This is a genomic window from Sphingobium sp. RS1 (genome assembly GCF_056156825.1).
On sequence record NZ_JBLZXE010000002.1, the window covers coordinates 533,945 to 552,279 of the forward strand.

Sequence of the window (18,335 nt, forward strand, 5' to 3'; positions counted from 1 at the left end):
CCTCATAAACCGATCAGGGGGAAACTCATGAAAATCGCTATTTCCATGGCCGCGCTTGCGGCCGCGCTCGTTGCTTCGCCGGTGCTGGCGCAGCAGGCGCCCGCCGCTGCCTCCACTGCGGCCCCCACCGCAGCCGAGGCCGATGCTTTTCTGGCGAAGGCGGAGAAGGCGCTGTTCGACCAGTCGATCATCAGCGGGCGCGCGGCATGGATCAACGCGACCTATATCACCGATGATACCGACGCGATCGCATCCTATTTCGGTGCGATCGATACCAAACAGCGTGTGGACTATGCGCTGGAGGCGGCGAAATATGCGACCGCGCCGGGGCTTAGCGAGGAAACCAAGCGCCGGCTGACGCTGCTGCGCACCGCGCTGACGCTGCCCGCGCCGACCACGCCGGGCGCGGCCGAAGAACTCAACGATCTCGCAACGAAACTTCAGTCCACCTACGGCAAGGGCAAGGGGACGCTGAAGGGCCAACCGATCAACGGCAGCGATATCGAAGAGCAGATGGGGGAAAACCGCAACCCCGAAGAATTGAAGGAAATGTGGGTCAGTTGGCACGACAATGTCGGCGCGCCGATGCGGACCGACTATGCCAAGCTGGTGAGCATTGCCAATGCCGGGTCGAAGGAATTGGGCTTTGCCGATACCGGCGCGATGTGGCGGTCCAAATATGACATGCCGGCCGATGATTTCGCCAAGCTGACCGACAAGATCTGGGCCGAGGTGAAGCCGCTTTATGACGACCTGCATTGCTATACCCGCACCAAGCTGAACGAGAAATATGGCGATGCAGTGCAGGCCAAGACCGGCCCGATCCGCGCCGACCTGCTGGGCAATATGTGGGCGCAGGAATGGGGCAATATCTATGACGTCGTGGCGCCGACGGGCGCGGGCGACCTGGGCTTCGATACGACCGACCTGCTCAAGACAAAGGGCTATGACCCGGTCAAGATGGTGAAGGCGGGCGAGGGCTTCTACAGTTCGCTCGGCTTCGACCCGCTGCCGCAGAGCTTCTGGGACCGGTCGCAGATCGTGAAGCCTGCTGACCGCGAAGTGATCTGCCATGCCTCGGCCTGGGATCTGGACAACAAGAACGACATCCGCATCAAGATGTGCACCAAGGTGAATGGCGACGATTTCGTCACCATCCATCATGAGCTGGGCCATAATTATTATCAGCGCGCCTATCAGATCCAGAAGCCGCTCTATCTGGATGGCGCCAATGACGGCTTCCACGAGGCGATCGGCGATTTCGTCGCGCTGTCGATCACGCCCGACTATCTGGTGAAGATCGGCCTGCTGGACCCCGCCAAGGTGCCGGGTGCGGACAAGGATCTGGGCCTGTTGCTGCGGCAGGCGATGGACAAGGTCGCCTTCCTGCCGTTCGGCCTGCTGATCGACAAATGGCGCTGGGGCGTGTTCGATGGGTCGATTCCCGAAAGCCAGTATGAAAAGAGCTGGACCGACCTGCGCCGCCAATATCAGGGCATCGTTCCGCCTGTGTCCCGCGACGAGACGAAGTTCGATGCCGGCGGCAAATATCATATCCCCGGCAATACGCCTTATACCCGTTACTTCCTGGCGCGGGTGTTGCAGTTCCAATTCTACGAAGCCGCATGCAAGCAGGCCGGCTGGAAGGGGCCGCTCCACCGTTGTTCCTTCTATGGAAACAAGGCGGTAGGCGCGAAACTTGATGCCATGTTGAAGATGGGCGCGTCAAAGCCCTGGCCCGACGCGCTGCAAGCCTTCACCGGCAGCCGTGAAATGTCGGGCAAGGCGCTGGTCAATTATTTCGCACCATTGCAGAAGTGGTTGGTTCAACAGAATAAAGGCAAGTCTTGCGGCTGGTAAGTCTGCGTAAAGATTGATAAGCGGCTGGCGCATGAACGCGCCAGCCATTCTTCTTTCGCTGCTCTTTGGCACGGCGACCGTGATGACGGTCGCGCTGGCCGTGGCGTGGGCCCATTTCGGGCGACAGAAGCATGTGCTGACATGGACCGCCTCCTATGCGGTCGGCATGTTGCAATGGATGGCCAATGCCGGCGGCTTCTTCCTGAAAAGCCCCTTCTGGTTCATCATGACCGGCATCGGCCTGATTATCAGCGGATCGTTACTGGCGATCGGTGTGCGCCAGCGATGCGGCAAACCGTTGCGCCTCGCCGGCTTTGCAGCGCCAGCCGCCATCGTCATAGCGGCCATGGCATTCGCCATCGGCCCGGTCGGCAGTCAGATCATGCAGGGCCTCATCATCCCGGCCTATGTCGGCGTGCTGCTGGCGGTGAGTGCCGTTTCGCTCTGGCCCAAGGGGCGCCGCTTCACCCCGCCTGAGCTGGCTTTTTTCGTGGCGCTGTTGATCTTCGTGGTCAACCAGCTGGCGCTGGCTGGTGCCGCGATGATGATCCAGGGTCCGGAAATCGGCAAAGACCTGTATCGCCTGATCTTCAGCATCTTCACGCCGACCACCTATGTTGCCACCGCCGTCACCGCCGTGCTGGTCGTGGCGGGTGATCTGGCCGAGCAATTGCGCACGCAGATGCGCCATGACCCGCTGACGCAGGTGCTCAACCGCCGGGGGCTGGATGAGGCAGCGGCGCAGGCCATTGCCCAGGCCCGCCGGCACAAGCGGCCGCTGGCGCTGGTGGTCTGCGATCTGGACGGGTTCAAGGCGCTGAATGACGGACATGGCCATATTGCCGGCGATCAGGCGCTGCGTGGCTTTGCAGGATTGCTGACGAGCGCGGTGCGGCGCGGCGATGTGGTGGGGCGCATGGGCGGCGACGAATTCGGGCTGCTCCTGATGGATACCCCCGCCAATGCGGCTGCCGATGTGATGGAGCGGGTGCGCGCCGAGGTAGCGCATCTGGCGCTGCCCGGCGTACCCGATGCAGGCCTGCGCGCCAGTTTCGGCGTGGCGGAACTGGTCGCGGCCGATCAGCAACTGGAGGACATGGTCGCGCGGGCCGATGCGGCGCTCTATACCGCCAAGAAGGACGGCAAGGACCGCATCAGCATCTGGCGCGCCGCCGCTTAACGGAAAGGCGGCTCGTTGAAAGCGCGCAGCTTGCGGCTGTGTAGCTTCGCGCCTTCCTCACGCAGCAGTTCGCAGGTCATGAGGCCGACGCGCAAATGGCTGGCAATCGCTTCCTCATAAAAGCGGTTGGCCTGCCCCGGCAACTTCAGTTCCCCATGGATCGGCTTGTCCGACACGCACAGCAGCGTGCCGTAGGGGACGCGGAAGCGATAACCCTGCGCGGCGATCGTGGCCGATTCCATGTCGATGCCGACCGCGCGCGACAGGCTGAACCGGAGGGCCGAACTGGAATAACGCAATTCCCAGTTGCGATCGTCGGTGGTGACGACCGTGCCGGTGCGCAGGCGACGCTTGAAATCCTCCGGATCGCCCTTGCCCAGCACGGCTTCGGCGGCCTGCGCCATGGCGACCTGCACTTCGGCGATGGCCGGCACCGGAATTTCGGGCGGCAGCATTTCGTCCAGCACATGATCGTCGCGCAGATAGGCATGGGCCAGCACATAGTCGCCGATCCGCTGACTGGGGCGCAGGCCGCCGCAATGGCCGATCATGAGCCAGGCCTCGGGACGGACGACGGCGAGGTGATCGCAGATCGTTTTCGCGTTGGACGGGCCGACGCCGATATTGACCAACGTGATGCCGCTGCGGTCGGGCGCGATCAGATGATAAGCGGGCATCTGGTGCCGACGCCACGCGCTGTCGGCGATCATGCGGGCGGGATCAGCGGTTTCGGGCGTCACATAGACGCCGCCGGCGCCGGACAGGGCAGTATAGCGGCTGCCTTCGCGCTGGAGTTCGGCGCAGGCCCACGCCACGAATTCATCGACATAGCGATGATAGTTGGTGAACAATATGTAGCGCTGGACATGTTCGGCCGGCGTGCCGGTATAATGTTTCAGGCGTGCGAGCGAGAAGTCGGTGCGCAGGCCATCGAACAGGGCGAGTGGCCGGTCGCCATCGACATCCGGCATGAACAGGCCGTCGGCGATCTCGTCGCCAATTTCCGCCAGTTCGGTGGCGGGGAAATGGCGGGCCAGTTCGGTCGGCGGGGTGCCGTCCAGCGCATTGATGTCGAGGCCGTCCAGCACATAGGGGAAGGGGATCTGCTGGTCGCTGAGGCCCGTTTCCACCTCCACGCCATAGTCGCGGACGAGCAGGTCGATCTGTTCGGCGAGATAGTCCGCGAACATCGACGGGCGGGTGACGGTGGTGACATAGCGGCCGGGCTTGGACAGGCGCGCGAAGGAGCGGCCCGGCGGCGGCGCGTCGCTGTCGCCATGATAGATGATCCGCAGCTCGGGATAGCAATATCGCCGGTCAGCCTTGGCCTCCGGCGGCGGGACGCTGCCGTCGCGGGCATAGGCCCGCATCGCTTCCCGCAAAGTTTCGATGGATGTCTGATAAATCTGGTCGAGCTGCGCGACCGCCTTGCTGCCGATGCTTTGTGTCATCGCCCCCTGTTACCGCCTTTGCGTGACGGAAGGAAGACGCCACAGTGTTGATTGCGCAGCGGACTTAAAATCCGCTGCGCAATCGCAGAATATCAGAGCTGTTCGAGCATATAGTCGGCCGAGGACACCTTGAAGTCGCCCGGTGCTTCGACGTTCAGTTCTTCCACGACGCCGTCCTTGACGATCATCGAGAAACGCTGGCCGCGGGTGCCAAGGCCGAACTTGCTGCCGTCCATGGTCAGGCCCACCGCCTGCGCGAAATCGGCATTGCCGTCGGCGAGCATCGTCACCTTGCCCTCGGCACCGGCCGATTTGCCCCAAGCGCCCATCACAAAGGCGTCGTTGACGGCGGTGCAGGCGATTTCGTCCACGCCCTTCGCCTTCAAGGCTTCGCTCTTGTCGATGAAGCCCGGCAGGTGTTTGGCCGAACAGGTCGGGGTGAAGGCGCCGGGGACGGAGAAGATGGCGACGGTCTTGCCGGCGAAATAATCGTCGGACGGCACGGCTTCGGGGCCGTTTTCGGTCATCTTGGTGAAGGTGGTGCTGGGAAGGCGATCGCCCTTGGAAATGGTCATGGTCTGTCTCCTGGCCTTGTGACGGGCGGGAGGTCGGCGCTGGGGCCTTTCCTGTCAAGACTTGGCCCCATGAATATGTCACGCCGCCTCGCACATGCGACGCGCGTCCTTGGCAAGGCTGCGCGGCCCTCTATATTCGAGCCATGACTGAAACGCGCTTCTATGGCGGGCATTTCCTGCTCGCCTTGCCCGGCATGGCCGACACTCGGTTCGATCATTCCGTCGTGGCATTGTGCGTCCATGACGAAAATGGTGCGCTCGGCATCGCCGTGGGCGAGGAAATAGAAGGGGTAAGTTTCCGCGAACTGCTGGAAAGCTTCGACATCGACGGGAGCGAGGTGCCCGACATACCGGTGCTGCGGGGCGGGCCGGTCGAACCGCGCCGCGGCTTCGTGCTCCATTCGCTCGACTGGGGTGGGCAGGACATGGTGCAGGTCGGCGGCCGTTGGGGCCTGTCAGGGTCGCTCGACATATTGAAGGCGATTGCGCAAGGGCGGGGGCCGAGCCGCTATCTGGTGGCGCTGGGCTATGCTGGCTGGGGCGCGGGCCAGCTGGAGCAGGAAATGACCGGCGATAGCTGGTTCCTGGCCGATGGCGACCCCGACCTTCTGTTCGATATTCCCACCCGGCGTAAATGGGCGGCCGCTTATGCATCCGCTGGGGTGGATGCCTCGCACCTCGTCTCCGGAGCCGGATCGGCCTGACGCCGAAGGTACATAAAGAAATCTTTATATAAGTTGCCATGCGCGCCGGCCATTGGTAAGGCGCATTCCATCGCCTTTGCCGGTCGAGAGGCTGGCAAGGCCCCATTCTAAGCTGACGGAGATACGTTCGTGGCCACCGCACCCGCCACCCAGGCGCAGGATTATGTGATCGCCGACATCGGCCTTGCCGCCTTTGGTCGCAAGGAAATCGAGATCGCCGAAACCGAAATGCCCGGCCTGATGGCCCTGCGCGCCGAATTCGGCGCGTCGCAGCCGCTGAAGGGCGCGCGCATCACCGGTTCGCTGCACATGACGATCCAGACCGCCGTGCTGATCGAAACGCTGACCGCGCTGGGCGCTCAGGTTCGCTGGGCGACCTGCAACATCTATTCCACGCAGGACCATGCCGCCGCCGCGATCGCCGCGTCGGGCGTGCCGGTCTTCGCGATCAAGGGTGAAAGCCTTCAGGAATATTGGGACTATGTCGAGCGCATCTTCGACTGGCACAATGACGACAGCGGCGTGTGCAACCTGATCCTGGACGATGGTGGCGACGCTACCATGTTCGCTCTGTGGGGCGCGCGCGTCGAGGCGGGCGAGGAACTGTTCACGCCGTCGAACGAGGAAGAGGAAATCTTCTGCGCCGTGCTGAAGCGCGTTCTGGCCGAACGTCCCGGTTTCCTGACCAAGACCGTTCAGTCGATCAAGGGCGTGTCGGAAGAAACCACCACCGGCGTGCATCGTCTGTATGAACTGTCGAAGAAGGGCAAGCTGCCTTTCCCCGCGATCAACGTGAACGACAGCGTCACCAAGTCGAAGTTCGACAACCTCTATGGTTGCAAGGAATCGCTGGTCGACGCGATCCGTCGCGGCACCGACGTCATGCTGGCCGGCAAGGTCGCCTGCGTTGCCGGCTTCGGCGACGTCGGCAAGGGCTCGGCCGCCTCGCTGCGCAATGGCGGCGCCCGCGTGCTCGTGACCGAAGTCGATCCGATCTGCGCGCTTCAGGCCGCGATGGAAGGCTATGAAGTCGTGACGATGGAAGAAGCCGCCCCGCGTGCCGACATTTTCGTCACCGCCACCGGCAATGAAGGCGTGCTGACCGTCGATCATATGCGCGCCATGAAGAATATGGCGATCGTGTCGAACATCGGCCATTTCGACAGCGAAATCGAAATCGCCGGCCTGTCCAACATGAAGTGGACCGAGATCAAGCCGCAGGTCGACGAAGTCGAATTCCCCGACGGCAAGAAGATCATCGTCCTGTCGAAGGGCCGTCTGGTGAACCTCGGCAACGCCACCGGCCATCCCAGCTTCGTGATGTCGGCCAGCTTCACCAACCAGACGCTCGCCCAGATCGAACTGTGGACCAAGAGCGAAACCTATAGCAACGACGTCTATGTCCTGCCCAAGCATCTGGACGAGAAGGTCGCCGCGCTGCACCTGGAAAAGCTGGGCGTGAAGCTGACGACGCTGAGCCAGAAGCAGGCCGATTATATCGGCGTGCCCGTGGAAGGCCCGTTCAAGCCGGATCATTACCGCTACTAAGCGAATGCCGTAAGGCAAGGACATGAGAGGGAGGCGGCAACGCCTCCCTTTTTTCTTGCGCTTGGCTTGGCCATCAGGCGGTTCTGGTTTAGGCCCGGTCGGCTTATGAACAGGGACAGGCAGGCTAGGACGCGCAAGGGGCGCATGTCGTGACGACACTGTCCCCTTATGCCGCGATCATCTTCGGCGTGGTGCTGGCCGGCTGGCTAGGTGCGGCGCTGTGGGCGCTGCTCAGCGGGCAGCGGATGCGCCGCGAGGGTACGCAGGCGCAAGGCAAGCTGGATCGGCTGACCATGTTGCTGGCGTCGGCGCCCGCCGCGCCGATCATCATCCATCCCGACGGGCGACTGGAAGCGGCCGATCGTCTGGCCAAATGGCTGGGCAAGCCGCGCGTGCCGACCTTCGCCTCCGAACTGACGGCGCCCGATGGCGGGCTGGAGCCGGAAGATGCCGCCGCGCTGGCGCAGGAGATCGCCTCGGCCCAGCGCGCGGGGAAAAGCTTTGCCCTGCCGGTGCGCGGCCATGGATCGACCCGCCTGCTGCTGGTTCGCGGCGCGCCGGCCGGTCCGGGGATCGCGGCCAGTGGCGGGGTCATCCTGTGGATTTTCGACGCAACCGACAGCCAGGCGGAAATCCAGTCCCTGCGCGGCCATGTCGAGCAATTGCGCGAGGCGCTGGAGGCGCTGGCCGGACTGGTCGAGGCCGCGCCCTTCCCGATGTGGCACCGCACCCCGGACCTGCGCCTCAGCCTGGTCAACAGCGCCTATGTCCGCGCGGTCGATGCCCCCGGCGCGGCCGATGTGATTGCCCATGGCACCGAACTGGTCGAAACGGTGGCGGGCCTGACGCCCGAGGAGGCCGCCGCCGACGCGGTTGCGCGTAATGAACCCATCGAACGCATGGTCCCGGCGACGATCGACGGCGAAAGACGCACGATGCGAGTCGTCGACGTACCGCTGGGCGCTGCCGGCGTGGCCGGCTATGCGGTCGACCAGCATGAACTGGAGCAGGCGCGGACGGAGCATCGGCGGCTGGAGGCGGCGCAGCGCGATTTGCTCGACCGGCTGTCCGCCGGCGTGGCACGCTTTGGTCCGGATCGGGCATTGCGATTCTGGAACCAGCCCTTCATCAGCCTGTTCGGCTTGCGGCAGGACGCGCTGACCGATGCGCCGCTGTTCGAACGGGTGCTGGACCAGATGCGTGACGCGCGCCGCATTCCCGAACATCGCGACTTTCCTGCATGGCGCGGTGAACGGCGGCAATGGTTCCTGTCGCCCAATCCGCTGGAAGAGAATTGGCTGTTGCAGGATGGCACGCATCTGCGCGTCTATGCCCAGCCCTTGCCGGATGGCGGCCTGCTGCTGATCTTCGAGGATCGGACCGAGCAGGTGCAATTGTCCAGCGCCCGCGACACATTGCTGCGGGTCCGCACTGCGACCTTCGACAATCTGTTCGAATCGATCGGCGTCTTTTCGTCCGACGGCAAGCTCCAGATGTGGAACAGCCGGTTCCGCACCATCTGGGGCGCGAGCGAGGATCTGCTCGCCGGCCATCCGCGCATCGATGACCTGATGCGGGCGGTGCAGGCGCAACTCGCCAAGCCGCAACAAGCCAATCTGGTGCGCGAACTGGTGCGCGCCGCCACGGTCGAGCGCAAGCAGCGGATCGGCCATGTCGGCTTTGCCGATGGACGCATCTTCGAATTTGCCGCCATCCCTCTGCCGGACGGCAACGCGCTCTTCACCATGCTGGACGTCACCGACAGCCGCCGGGTCGAGCAGGTGCTGCGCGACCGGAACGAAGCGCTGGAGCAGGCGGACAAGGTCAAGACCGCCTTCGTCACCAATATGAGTTATGAGTTGCGCACCCCGCTGACCACCATATCCGGTTTTGCCGAGATGATGAGCGCTGGCTATGCCGGCGACCTCAGCGAGTCGGCAAAGGGCTATGTCGACGGCATCCTGCAAAGCACGGCGCGGCTGTCGATGCTGATCGACAATGTGCTGGACCTGACCCAGGGCGAAGTCGGCACGCTGCCCATCGAGCGCGCACGGGTCGACCTGAAGACGGTGGTGCGGGATTGCGCTGGGCGGGTGAAGGCGGACGCCACGGCCAAGGGCATAGAGATTGAAGTGGCGCTGAAGGACAGTCTGGGCGCGGTGGAGGGTGACGCACGACGGATCAGTCAGGCGATCGATCATCTGCTGGAAAACGCCATCCGCTATTGCGGAAAGGGCGCGCGCATCCTGCTGCACGGCGACGGGACCGGGGAAAAGGCAAGGATCGTCGTGTCCGACAATGGCCCCGGCATCACCGCGTCGCAGCAGGCGGCCATCTTCGACCCGGCCGTGCGTGCCGGGCAGGCGCGCAATGGCGGGCGCGCCGGTATCGGCCTGCCGCTCGCGCGCCAACTGGCCGAAGCGCATGGCGGCACATTGCAACTGGTGTCGGAAGCCGGGCAGGGGACGATGGCCGTGATCGAGTTGCCGCGTGGCTGAGGCAGTCATGGCGTTGAACGGTGAGGCGGCGATGCTGGACCTGGGCCGGAGGATCGCGGTGCATGCCCGGATCGGCGACGTCATTGCGCTGGAAGGCGGGCTGGGCGCGGGCAAGACGACTCTGGCCCGCGGCATATTGGAAGCGCTGGGGCTGGAAGGCGAGGCGCCAAGCCCGAGCTTTGCCATCGTCCAGCCCTATGACGTGCCGGACGTGCGCCTGCCGGTCGCCCATGTCGATCTCTATCGGCTGGATGATCCCGAAGAGGCCGAGGAACTGGCGCTGGGCGATTATCTGATGGACAGCCTGCTTATCATCGAATGGCCCGACCGGCTGGGCGATGGGCTGTGGCCTCATGCGCTGCGCCTCACCATCGACTTTGCGGAAGATGGTGCGCGGCGCTTGACAGCGGCCGTGCCGGACGCTTGGACGGAGCGATGGTCACAGATATGATCCCCCCCGCCACCGCGCCCGCCTTCCTCGCCGACGCGGGATGGGATGGGGCAGCGATCGTCCCGCTGGCTGGTGACGCTTCGTTCCGCCGCTATTTCCGGGTGCTCGACGGCGGCCGTCGTGCCGTGCTGATGGATGCGCCGCCGCCGCATGAAGATCCCCGCCCCTTCATCGCCATTGCCGAACATCTGCTGGCCGACGGCTTCGCCGCGCCGCGCATATTGGCCCGCGACCTGGAGCAGGGGCTGGTGCTGATCGAGGATTTCGGCGACCTGCGGGTGAAGGAGCATCTGGACGCCGCGCCGGATACGGAACTGGCCGTCTACGCTCGCGCGATCGACCTGCTGGCCGACCTGCACAGGCTGCCCGCCGCCGATGTGCCGCCCTATGACCGGGCGGTCTATCAGCGTGAGGCCGGGCTGCTGACCGAATGGTATTGCCCGGCGATCGGGCTGGACGTCGATGCCGACGCCTATGTGCGGGCATGGGATGCGGTGCTGCCGATCGTGGAACAGTCGGCCAGCCCGACCGTGACGGTGCTGCGCGATTATCATGCCGAAAATATCATGCTGATCGACGGGCCGGCCTCGCACGGCCTTGGCCTGCTTGATTTTCAGGACGCGCTGGCTGGCCATCCGGCCTATGATCTTGTGTCGCTGTTACAGGATGCCCGGCGGGACGTGCCGGCGGGGGTGGAAGCGGCGATGCTGGCCCATTACAAGGCGGTTGCCAGTCCGCCCGCCGATTTCGACGCCGCCTATGCCGTGCTGGGCGCGCAGCGCAACGCCAAGATTATCGGCATCTTCACGCGCCTTTGGAAGCGGGATGGCAAGCCGCGCTACCTGTCTTTCCTGCCGCGCATGTGGGGGCTGCTGGAACGCGACCTCACGCATCCGGCACTGGCGCCCGTCGCCGACTGGTTCGCTGCCAACATTCCCGCCGACAAGCGCCATCAGGCGCTGGAGGAGCATATCCCCGCATGATCGACACCGCCATGCTGATGGCCGCCGGGCTGGGCAAGCGCATGCGCCCGTTGACCGCGACCCGGCCCAAGCCGCTGGTCAAGGTGGCGGGCAAGCCGCTGATGGACCATGCGCTCGACCGGCTGGAGGCGGGCGGGATCAGCAAGGTGGTGGTGAATGTCCATTATCTCGCCGACACGGTGGAAGCGCATCTGAAGGCGCGTAAATGCGGGCTGGACTTTGCCGTGTCGGATGAGCGGGCGAAACTGCTGGAAACCGGTGGCGGCCTGATCCAGGCGAAACCGCTGCTGGGCGACAAGCCCTTCATCTGCGCCAATAGCGACAATCTGTGGATCGACGGGCCGCAGGAAACGCTGGGCATGATGCAGCGCATCTGGAACCCGGACAAGATGGACGCGCTGTTGCTGCTGGTGCCATTGGCGCGCGCAACCTGCCACAAGGGGCCGGGCGATTTTCATATGGATGCGACCGGGCGGCTGACCCGGCGCAAAACCGCCCATGTTGCGCCCTTCGTTTTTACCGGCGTTCAGATCATGACGCCGAAAATACTGGTCGATCCGCCGGGCGATGTGTTTTCCACCAATATCTTCTGGAACCGCGCGATCGAGGCTGGGCGCCTGTATGGCGTGTCGCATCAGGGCCTGTGGTTCGACGTCGGTACGCCGCAGGCCATTCCCGTCGTGGAGTCGATGCTCGCTCATGGGTGAGCGCAGCAAACCCGCCTTGTTCACCATTCCCGCGCACCGCGCCTTTGCCGACGCGCTGGTGGCAGGACTGCTGGCCCAGCATCGCGGCGATGCCATGGCGTTGGCGCAGGGCATGGTGTTGTTGCCGAACAATCGCGCGATCCGCGCGGTCAGCGACGCCTTCGTGCGCCAGTCCGGCGGCGGGCTGCTGCTGCCCCGGCTGGTGGCGATCGGCGATCCTGACCTTGGCGAACAGGTGGGCGGCGCGCTCGACCCGCTGGGCGAGGAGGAGGCGGTGCCACCCGCGATCGCGCCGATGCGCAGGCAGATGATCCTGGCGCGCATGGTGCAGCAGGCAAAACCGGAGATCGACGCCGGGCAGGCGCTGCTGCTGGGACAGGCGCTGGGCGCGGTGCTGGACCAGATGCAGGTGGAGCGCGTGGCACCGAGCGCGCTGCGCGACCTGCCGCTGTCCGAAGAGCTGTCAAAACATTGGCAGACGTCGCTCAGGGTATTCGAAATCTTGATTGCGCGCTGGCCCGATGAACTGGCGCGCACGGGCGGCATCGATCTGGCGGACCGTCGCAATCGGCTGTTCGACCGGCTGACTGCGCGCTGGGCCGTGCATCCGCCGGCGGGCTTTGTGGTCGCAGCCGGCATTTCCACCACCGCGCCGGCTGTGGCCGCGCTGCTGCGCCGGATCGGGGCCATGCCCAACGGCATGGTGGTGTTTGCCGGCCTCGATCAGCATATGGACGAGGAAGCGTGGAAGGCGATCGGTCCGTTCGATCCCGATCCCCTGTCCGGCCAGCGCCGGCCGGGCCATGAAAGCCATCCGCAATATGCGCTGAAATTGCTGCTCGATGCGATGAGCGTCACGCGCGAGGATGTCGCCAACTGGCGCTGGGGCAGCGAGCATGACGCGCGGGCGGTGCGCAGCCGCAATATCTCCAACGCGATGCTGCCGCCGAAGCTGACGAGCCGCTGGCGCGACCTCAAAACCGCCGACCGGTCGCTGGCCGGGGTGGAAGCGCTGGAGGTGGCCACGCCGGGCGAGGAGGCGCAGGCGATTGCCATCGCTTTGCGGGAGGCGCTCGATACGCCGGAACGGACCGCCGCGCTGGTGACGCCCGACCGGCAACTGGCGACGCGCGTGTCGGCCCATCTGCGGCGATGGGGCATAGAGGCCGACGACAGCGCGGGGCAGCCTTTGTCCCGACTACTACCCGGCACATTGTTAATCGCCATGGCGGAGGCGGTGGCGGAACGATTTGCCCCTGTGCCATTGCTGACGCTGCTGAAGCATCCGCTGGTGATGAAGGGGGAGCGGCGTCTGGGCTGGCTGGAGGGCGTGCGCGCGCTTGACCTGTTGCTGCGTGGGCCGCGCCCGCAGGCGGGGCTGCACGGCATCGACCTGATGATGCACCCCCGCATGGACGATCGTCAGCGGGTCTTGCGCGAACAGGTCAGCGCATGGTGGCCGGAGGCGCGGGCATTGCTGGAGCCGCTGGAAACGGCTTTCGATGTCGCGATCGACCTTGGCGGACAGATGGCGGCGCTGCGCGAACAGGCGGGCGCACTGTCGGGTGATGCCGTCTGGTCCGGGCATCAGGGGCACGCCGCCGCCGACCTGTTCGCGGAAATGGAGGCGGCGGCGCCCGAAGGCCCGCGTCAGGCCGACCCGCGCGCGCTGCCGGTGTTGCTCGATCATATGCTGGGCGGCGTATCCGTGCGGCCGCCGCAGGGCGGGCATCCGCGTATCAGCATATTGGGCTTGATCGAGGCGCGGCTGATGCAGGCGGACCTCATGATCCTGGGCGGCCTCAACGAAGGTACCTGGCCCGGCCTGCCGTCGCCCGACCCATGGCTGGCGCCGCGCATCCGGCGCGAACTGGGGCTGCCGGGGCTGGAAACGCGCATCGGGCTTGCCGCGCATGATTTCGCCAGTGCGCTGGGTGCGCCGCATGTCCTCATCACCCGCGCCCGGCGGGGAAGCGGCGGGCCGGCGGTTGCCTCGCGCTTCTGGCTGCGGCTGAAGGCGATGGCCGGGCCGCAATGGAAATCGGGCGACCGTTATGCGGCGCTGGCGCGGACGATCGACGCGCCGGGCGTGCATCGGCCGGCCGAGCGGCCAGCGCCGGCGCCCCCTGCATCGGTGCGGCCGCGCGTCATTCCGGTGACCGATGTCGATCGCCTGAAGGCCGATCCCTTCGCCTTTTATGCCAAGCGCGTCCTGCGGCTGGCGCGGCTCGACCCGGTCGATGCCGATGCCGGGCCGGCCTGGCGCGGGACGGCGGTGCATGATGTACTGCAACGCTGGGCCGAAGCGGGAACGCTGGACCCGGCCGATCTGGAGCAGCGCGCCCGTGCCATGTTCGACCAGCCGGAGGTGCATCCGCTGCTCAAGGCACTGTGGCAACCCCGCCTGATCGAGGCGATACGCTGGATCGCGGCGGAGGTGGTGAAGGACAAGACGGAGGGGCGCACCATCCTGGCCGTCGAGCGGGAAGGGCGGGCCGACATTGCCGGCGTGACGCTGATGGGCAAGGCGGACCGGATCGACCGGCTGGCCGATGGTCGCATCGGCATCATCGACTATAAGACCGGCAAGCCGCCGAGCGCGCGGCAGGTGAAGGCGGGCTATTCGTTGCAACTCGGACTGCTCGGCATCATCGCCGAGTTGGGCGGGTTCGACGGGCTGGGATCGCAGCCGAAAGCAGGCGACTTCGAATATTGGTCGCTCGCCAAGAAGGGCGATCAGTTCGGCTATCGCGAGCGGCCGGTCGATCCGCTGGGCAAGCGGGACAAGGTCGTCACCGATGAATTTACCGCCCATGCCCATGAGCATTTCGAGGCACTGGCCAATGGCTTCCTGCTGGGCACCGTGCCGTTCCGCGCGGAGATCAACCCGGAAGTCGCCAATTATGGCGATTATGACCAGCTGATGCGGCTGGAGGAATGGTATGGCCGCGACGATGGCTAAGGCACGCGCGCTTCAAAAATTGCTGGGCGATCAGGCGCGGGCGGCCGCGCCCGACGCGCATGTCTGGCTGTCGGCATCGGCCGGCACCGGCAAGACCCATGTGCTGACGGCCCGCGTCTTCCGCCTGCTCCTTCAGGGGGTGAAGCCGGAAAATATCCTGTGCCTGACCTTTACCAAGGCCGGTGCCGCGGAAATGGCCGATCGTATCCATGACCGGTTGGCGGCATGGGTGCAGATGGACGAGCGCGACCTGTTCAACGATCTGGAAGCGCTGGGCGAGGAATCCGGGCCGGAGCAGCGCGACTATGCCCGGCGCCTGTTCGCCGAAGTGCTGGAATCGACCGGCGGCGGCCTGCGCATCCAGACCATCCATGGCTTTTGTCAGCAATTATTGACGGCCTTTCCACTGGAAGCGGAACTGACGCCGGGCTTCCGCCCGCTCGACCAGCGTGAGCAATCCAGTCTGGCGCGGCAGACGCTGGCCGACATGGTGGTGCGCGCGCATGATGTGGGCGACGAAGCGCTGATCGAGGCGTTGCAGGCGCTGAGCCTGCGGCTAGGTGAAAGCGGAGCGGAGCAATTTCTTCTGCGCTGCGCCGCCAAAGGCGAGGCGCTGGATGCGCTGCCCGAGGCCATCGGGCCGGAACTGAACGTGCAGATGGATTTGCCGGAAGGCGATGTCGATCAATGGCTTGCCGAACAATGTTCAGACAGCATGTTCGACATGCGCACGCTGGACGGGATTGTGCGGGCCAATGTCGACTGGGGCAAGAGCCGCGCGCTGGAGCGGTGTGACCGGATCGCCGCGTGGCGGGCGCTCGATCCGGCGGGACGGGCGGCGACGCTGACCGACCTGCATCGTGCCTGGGCCAAGGCCGACGGCGATCTGATCGACGCCAAAGGCTGGGTGCCTCCGGTCGATGGCTATATCGAGATGACAGCGCGGTTGCATGAGCGCTGCGGCGCGCTGATCGCGACGAAGCTGCGGGCTGACTATGCTGCATTGCTGGCGCAAGCGCTGCATGCCGGGCGCGCTTATGCCCGCGACTATGCGCAGGCCAAGCGGCTGGCGGGTGCGGTCGATTTCGACGATCTGATCGCGCGTGCGGCGTCGCTGTTGGAACAGCCAGGCATCGCGGAATGGATTCGCTACAAGCTGGACCAGCGGATCGACCATATTCTCGTGGACGAAGCGCAGGATACCAATGCCGCGCAATGGCGCATCGTGCGGACACTGGCGGAAGAGTTTTTCGCGGTCGAATGGGAACCGAGCCAGAAGGTTCGCACCATCTTCACCGTCGGCGACTTCAAGCAGGCGATCTTCGGTTTTCAAGGCACCAGCCCGGCCAATTTTGAAGCCGCTCGCCTGTTGTTCAACCGGGATGCTGACCAGTCGGGGCATGAATTTTTCAACCTGTCGCTGGACCAGAGTTTCCGATCAACGCCCGCCGTGCTGGACGTGGTGGATCGCACCATCGCTACGCTGACTGCGCAGAAGCTGGGCATGGCGCCGAGCGAGGTGCGCCATGTCAGCGCGAACCGCCATCCCGGCGAGGTGCAATTATGGAAACCGGTGGTCGCCAACCTGTCCGAGGATGCCGAGGGCGAGGAGGATTGGGCCGCCGATCGGGAGCGGACGCTGGCGACCCGGATCGCCCGGCAGATCAGGCAGTGGATCGATGACGGGCTGATGCTGGAAAGCCGGGGGCGGCCGGTGCGCGCGGGCGACATCATGATCCTGGTGCGCCGCCGCAGCGAACTGGCGCGGCTGATCGTCGCGCGCCTCTATGAGGAGAAGGTGGCGGTCGCGGGGATTGACCGGCTACGGCTGAACAGCCCGCTGGCGGTGCGCGACCTGCTGGCGGCGTTGCGCTTCGCGGTACAGCCGGAGGATGAACTGAACCTCGCCGCGTTGCTGGTGTCACCGCTGATCGGCTGGACGCAGGATGAGTTGATGACACGCCTGATCGGGCGCAAGGCCGGGCTGTGGCGGCATCTCAACCGGACGTTGGACGACAGGCTGTTGCAGCCTTTGCGCGACCTGCTGGCGGTGGCCGACTTCACCACCCCATATCGTTATCTGGAGGCGATCCTGTCCGGGCCAATGGATGGGCGGCGGCGGCTGGTAGAGCGACTGGGCAGCGAGGCGGCCGATCCGATCGAGGAACTGCTGAACGCGGCGCTAGCCTTCGAAAGCGACGATCATCCCTCGCTCCAGCGCTTCATCGACTGGTTCGACCGGGGCGAGGTGGAAATCGTGCGCGATGCGGCGGCGCAGGGGGATAATCTGCGCCTGCTGACCGTGCATGGCGCCAAGGGGCTACAGGCGCCGATCGTCATTTTGGCCGACGCCTGCCTGGACCCCGATGCCGGCAACCGCGCGGATTCGCTGGTGTGGAACGGGTTGCCGATCCTCGCCCCGCGCAAGCCGGAACGGCAGGGTCCGATCGGCGTCGTGGCCGAAGCGGCGGCGCAGGTTGATAAAGAGGAGCATTGGCGGCTGCTCTATGTCGCGCTGACCCGCGCGGAGGAGAGGCTGATCGTTGCCGGATCGCTCGGCCCCCGCGCCAAGGGCGAGGTGAAGAGTGAAAGCTGGTATGCCGCCGTCGAAGGGGCGATGATCTCGCTGGGTGCGGAATGGGAGGTTGATCCGCTCTGGGGCCAGGCACGGCGCTGGCAGGGCAGCGAAGTCCTGCCGCCCAGGGCCGCCGAACCGGAAAGCGTGGCCGAAGCCGTTACCATTATCGAACCGTCATGGCTGCGCCAGCCTGCACCCGCCGAAGCGCGTCCGCCCCGACCGCTGGCGCCATCCGCGCCGGTCGAGGATGACGTGCCCTATCCGCCGCCGACCCCGGCGATGCGCGCGGCGGCCGAGCGGGGGCGCTGGCTCCATGCCCTGTTCGAGCGGCTGCCTGACCTGCAGGTGGATCGGCGACGGGATGCGGCCGATCGCTGGCTGGTGCAGCAGGGCGTCGCCGATGCCGCTCAGCGCCATGACGTCATCGATCAGGCGTTGCGGGTGATCGAAGCGCCGGACTTCGCCGCCTTGTTCGGCCCCGATGCGCTGGCCGAAGCGCCGATCGCGGCCGTGGTGGGGGAGGCGGTGATTGCCGGCACCGTCGATCGGCTGTGCATCGGCCCCGATCGCATCCAGCTGGTCGATTTCAAGACCGGGCGGGTCGCGCCGCTGACGCTGGCAGACGTGCCGACCCCGCATATCCGGCAGATGGCCGCCTATGCCGCGGCGCTGGCCGTGATCTTCCCCGACCGGGCGATCGAGGCGGGGCTGCTCTATACCAGTGCGCCGCGCTTCATTCCGCTGCCGGCCAGCCTGCTGGCGGCGCACAAGCCGGGCTTTGCCCCCGCGCAGGAGAATTTGCCGCTCTGACCCGTTGAGCCGCATGCGCGCCCATCCT

At 65.5% G+C, this 18,335-nt stretch carries 12 protein-coding genes; 10 read left to right on the forward strand and 2 right to left on the reverse strand.

The annotated features are described in order from the left end of the window. The first annotated feature begins 27 nt into the window (after positions 1-27). The gene (locus ACNHGR_RS04225) at positions 28-1,860 is read left to right on the forward strand and encodes a M2 family metallopeptidase (RefSeq protein ID WP_475284241.1); all 1,833 of its coding nucleotides are present in this window, start codon (positions 28-30) and stop codon (positions 1,858-1,860) included. A gap of 31 nt (positions 1,861-1,891) precedes the next feature. Then, positions 1,892-3,040 carry a GGDEF domain-containing protein gene (locus tag ACNHGR_RS04230; protein WP_184264921.1) on the forward strand — a complete coding sequence of 383 codons (1,149 nt, stop codon included), beginning with the start codon at positions 1,892-1,894 and terminating at the stop codon, positions 3,038-3,040. On the opposite strand, the gene ACNHGR_RS04235 is transcribed toward ACNHGR_RS04230, so the two are convergent. Together ACNHGR_RS04235 and ACNHGR_RS04240 are read right to left on the reverse strand one after the other, a co-directional pair. Continuing rightward, entirely contained in the window at positions 3,037-4,491 is a 1,455-nt protein-coding gene (locus ACNHGR_RS04235; RefSeq protein WP_475284242.1) for an AMP nucleosidase, read from the reverse strand. The two genes, ACNHGR_RS04230 and ACNHGR_RS04235, sit on opposite strands and share 4 nt — an antisense overlap. 92 nt (positions 4,492-4,583) lie before the next feature. After that, a complete protein-coding gene (locus ACNHGR_RS04240) occupies positions 4,584-5,066 on the reverse strand; it encodes a peroxiredoxin family protein (RefSeq protein ID WP_184264925.1) in 483 nt (160 codons plus the stop codon). A gap of 143 nt (positions 5,067-5,209) precedes the next feature. On the opposite strand from ACNHGR_RS04240, the gene ACNHGR_RS04245 reads away from it, so the two are divergent. From ACNHGR_RS04245 to addA, 8 genes are all read left to right on the forward strand, one after another. Continuing rightward, on the forward strand, positions 5,210-5,770 hold the full coding sequence (locus ACNHGR_RS04245) for a YqgE/AlgH family protein (RefSeq protein ID WP_475284243.1): 561 nt from the start codon (positions 5,210-5,212) through the stop codon (positions 5,768-5,770). Positions 5,771-5,899: 129 nt separating this feature from the next. After that, a complete protein-coding gene (gene ahcY, locus ACNHGR_RS04250) occupies positions 5,900-7,318 on the forward strand; it encodes an adenosylhomocysteinase (protein ID WP_184264929.1) in 1,419 nt (472 codons plus the stop codon). A 149-nt stretch (positions 7,319-7,467) separates the two neighbouring features. Then, a complete protein-coding gene (locus ACNHGR_RS04255) occupies positions 7,468-9,816 on the forward strand; it encodes a PAS-domain containing protein (protein ID WP_475284244.1) in 2,349 nt (782 codons plus the stop codon). 7 nt (positions 9,817-9,823) lie between these two features. Beyond that, positions 9,824-10,267 (forward strand): tRNA (adenosine(37)-N6)-threonylcarbamoyltransferase complex ATPase subunit type 1 TsaE, encoded by a 444-nt coding sequence (gene tsaE, locus ACNHGR_RS04260; RefSeq protein ID WP_475288318.1) that lies wholly within the window; start codon positions 9,824-9,826, stop codon positions 10,265-10,267. Then, complete coding sequence (locus tag ACNHGR_RS04265; protein WP_475284245.1) at positions 10,264-11,250, forward strand: aminoglycoside phosphotransferase family protein; 987 nt, start codon at positions 10,264-10,266, stop codon at positions 11,248-11,250. The genes tsaE and ACNHGR_RS04265 overlap by 4 nt, the downstream gene beginning before the upstream one ends. Continuing rightward, positions 11,247-11,957 (forward strand): nucleotidyltransferase family protein, encoded by a 711-nt coding sequence (locus tag ACNHGR_RS04270; protein WP_475284246.1) that lies wholly within the window; start codon positions 11,247-11,249, stop codon positions 11,955-11,957. Before ACNHGR_RS04265 ends, ACNHGR_RS04270 begins: the two co-directional genes overlap by 4 nt. After that, positions 11,950-14,919, forward strand: coding sequence for a double-strand break repair protein AddB (addB, locus tag ACNHGR_RS04275; RefSeq protein ID WP_475284247.1), 2,970 nt, complete (start codon positions 11,950-11,952; stop codon positions 14,917-14,919). The genes ACNHGR_RS04270 and addB overlap by 8 nt, the downstream gene beginning before the upstream one ends. Next, positions 14,900-18,307: a double-strand break repair helicase AddA gene (addA, locus tag ACNHGR_RS04280; RefSeq protein WP_475284248.1), complete on the forward strand. Its 3,408-nt coding sequence runs from the start codon at positions 14,900-14,902 to the stop codon at positions 18,305-18,307. The genes addB and addA overlap by 20 nt, the downstream gene beginning before the upstream one ends. The last annotated feature ends 28 nt before the right edge of the window (positions 18,308-18,335 follow it).

Bases quoted from the DNA above. Each gene is read 5' to 3' on its own strand.
- ACNHGR_RS04225 (WP_475284241.1), top strand. From the start codon at position 28: ATGAAAATCGCTATTTCCATGGCCGCGCTTGCGGCCGCGCTCGTTGCT.
- ACNHGR_RS04230 (WP_184264921.1), top strand. From the start codon at position 1,892: ATGAACGCGCCAGCCATTCTTCTTTCGCTGCTCTTTGGCACGGCGACC.
- ACNHGR_RS04235 (WP_475284242.1), bottom strand. From the start codon at position 4,491: ATGACACAAAGCATCGGCAGCAAGGCGGTCGCGCAGCTCGACCAGATT.
- ACNHGR_RS04240 (WP_184264925.1), bottom strand. From the start codon at position 5,066: ATGACCATTTCCAAGGGCGATCGCCTTCCCAGCACCACCTTCACCAAG.
- ACNHGR_RS04245 (WP_475284243.1), top strand. From the start codon at position 5,210: ATGACTGAAACGCGCTTCTATGGCGGGCATTTCCTGCTCGCCTTGCCC.
- tsaE (WP_475288318.1), top strand. From the start codon at position 9,824: ATGGCGTTGAACGGTGAGGCGGCGATGCTGGACCTGGGCCGGAGGATC.
- ACNHGR_RS04265 (WP_475284245.1), top strand. From the start codon at position 10,264: ATGATCCCCCCCGCCACCGCGCCCGCCTTCCTCGCCGACGCGGGATGG.
- ACNHGR_RS04270 (WP_475284246.1), top strand. From the start codon at position 11,247: ATGATCGACACCGCCATGCTGATGGCCGCCGGGCTGGGCAAGCGCATG.
- addB (WP_475284247.1), top strand. From the start codon at position 11,950: ATGGGTGAGCGCAGCAAACCCGCCTTGTTCACCATTCCCGCGCACCGC.
- addA (WP_475284248.1), top strand. From the start codon at position 14,900: ATGGCCGCGACGATGGCTAAGGCACGCGCGCTTCAAAAATTGCTGGGC.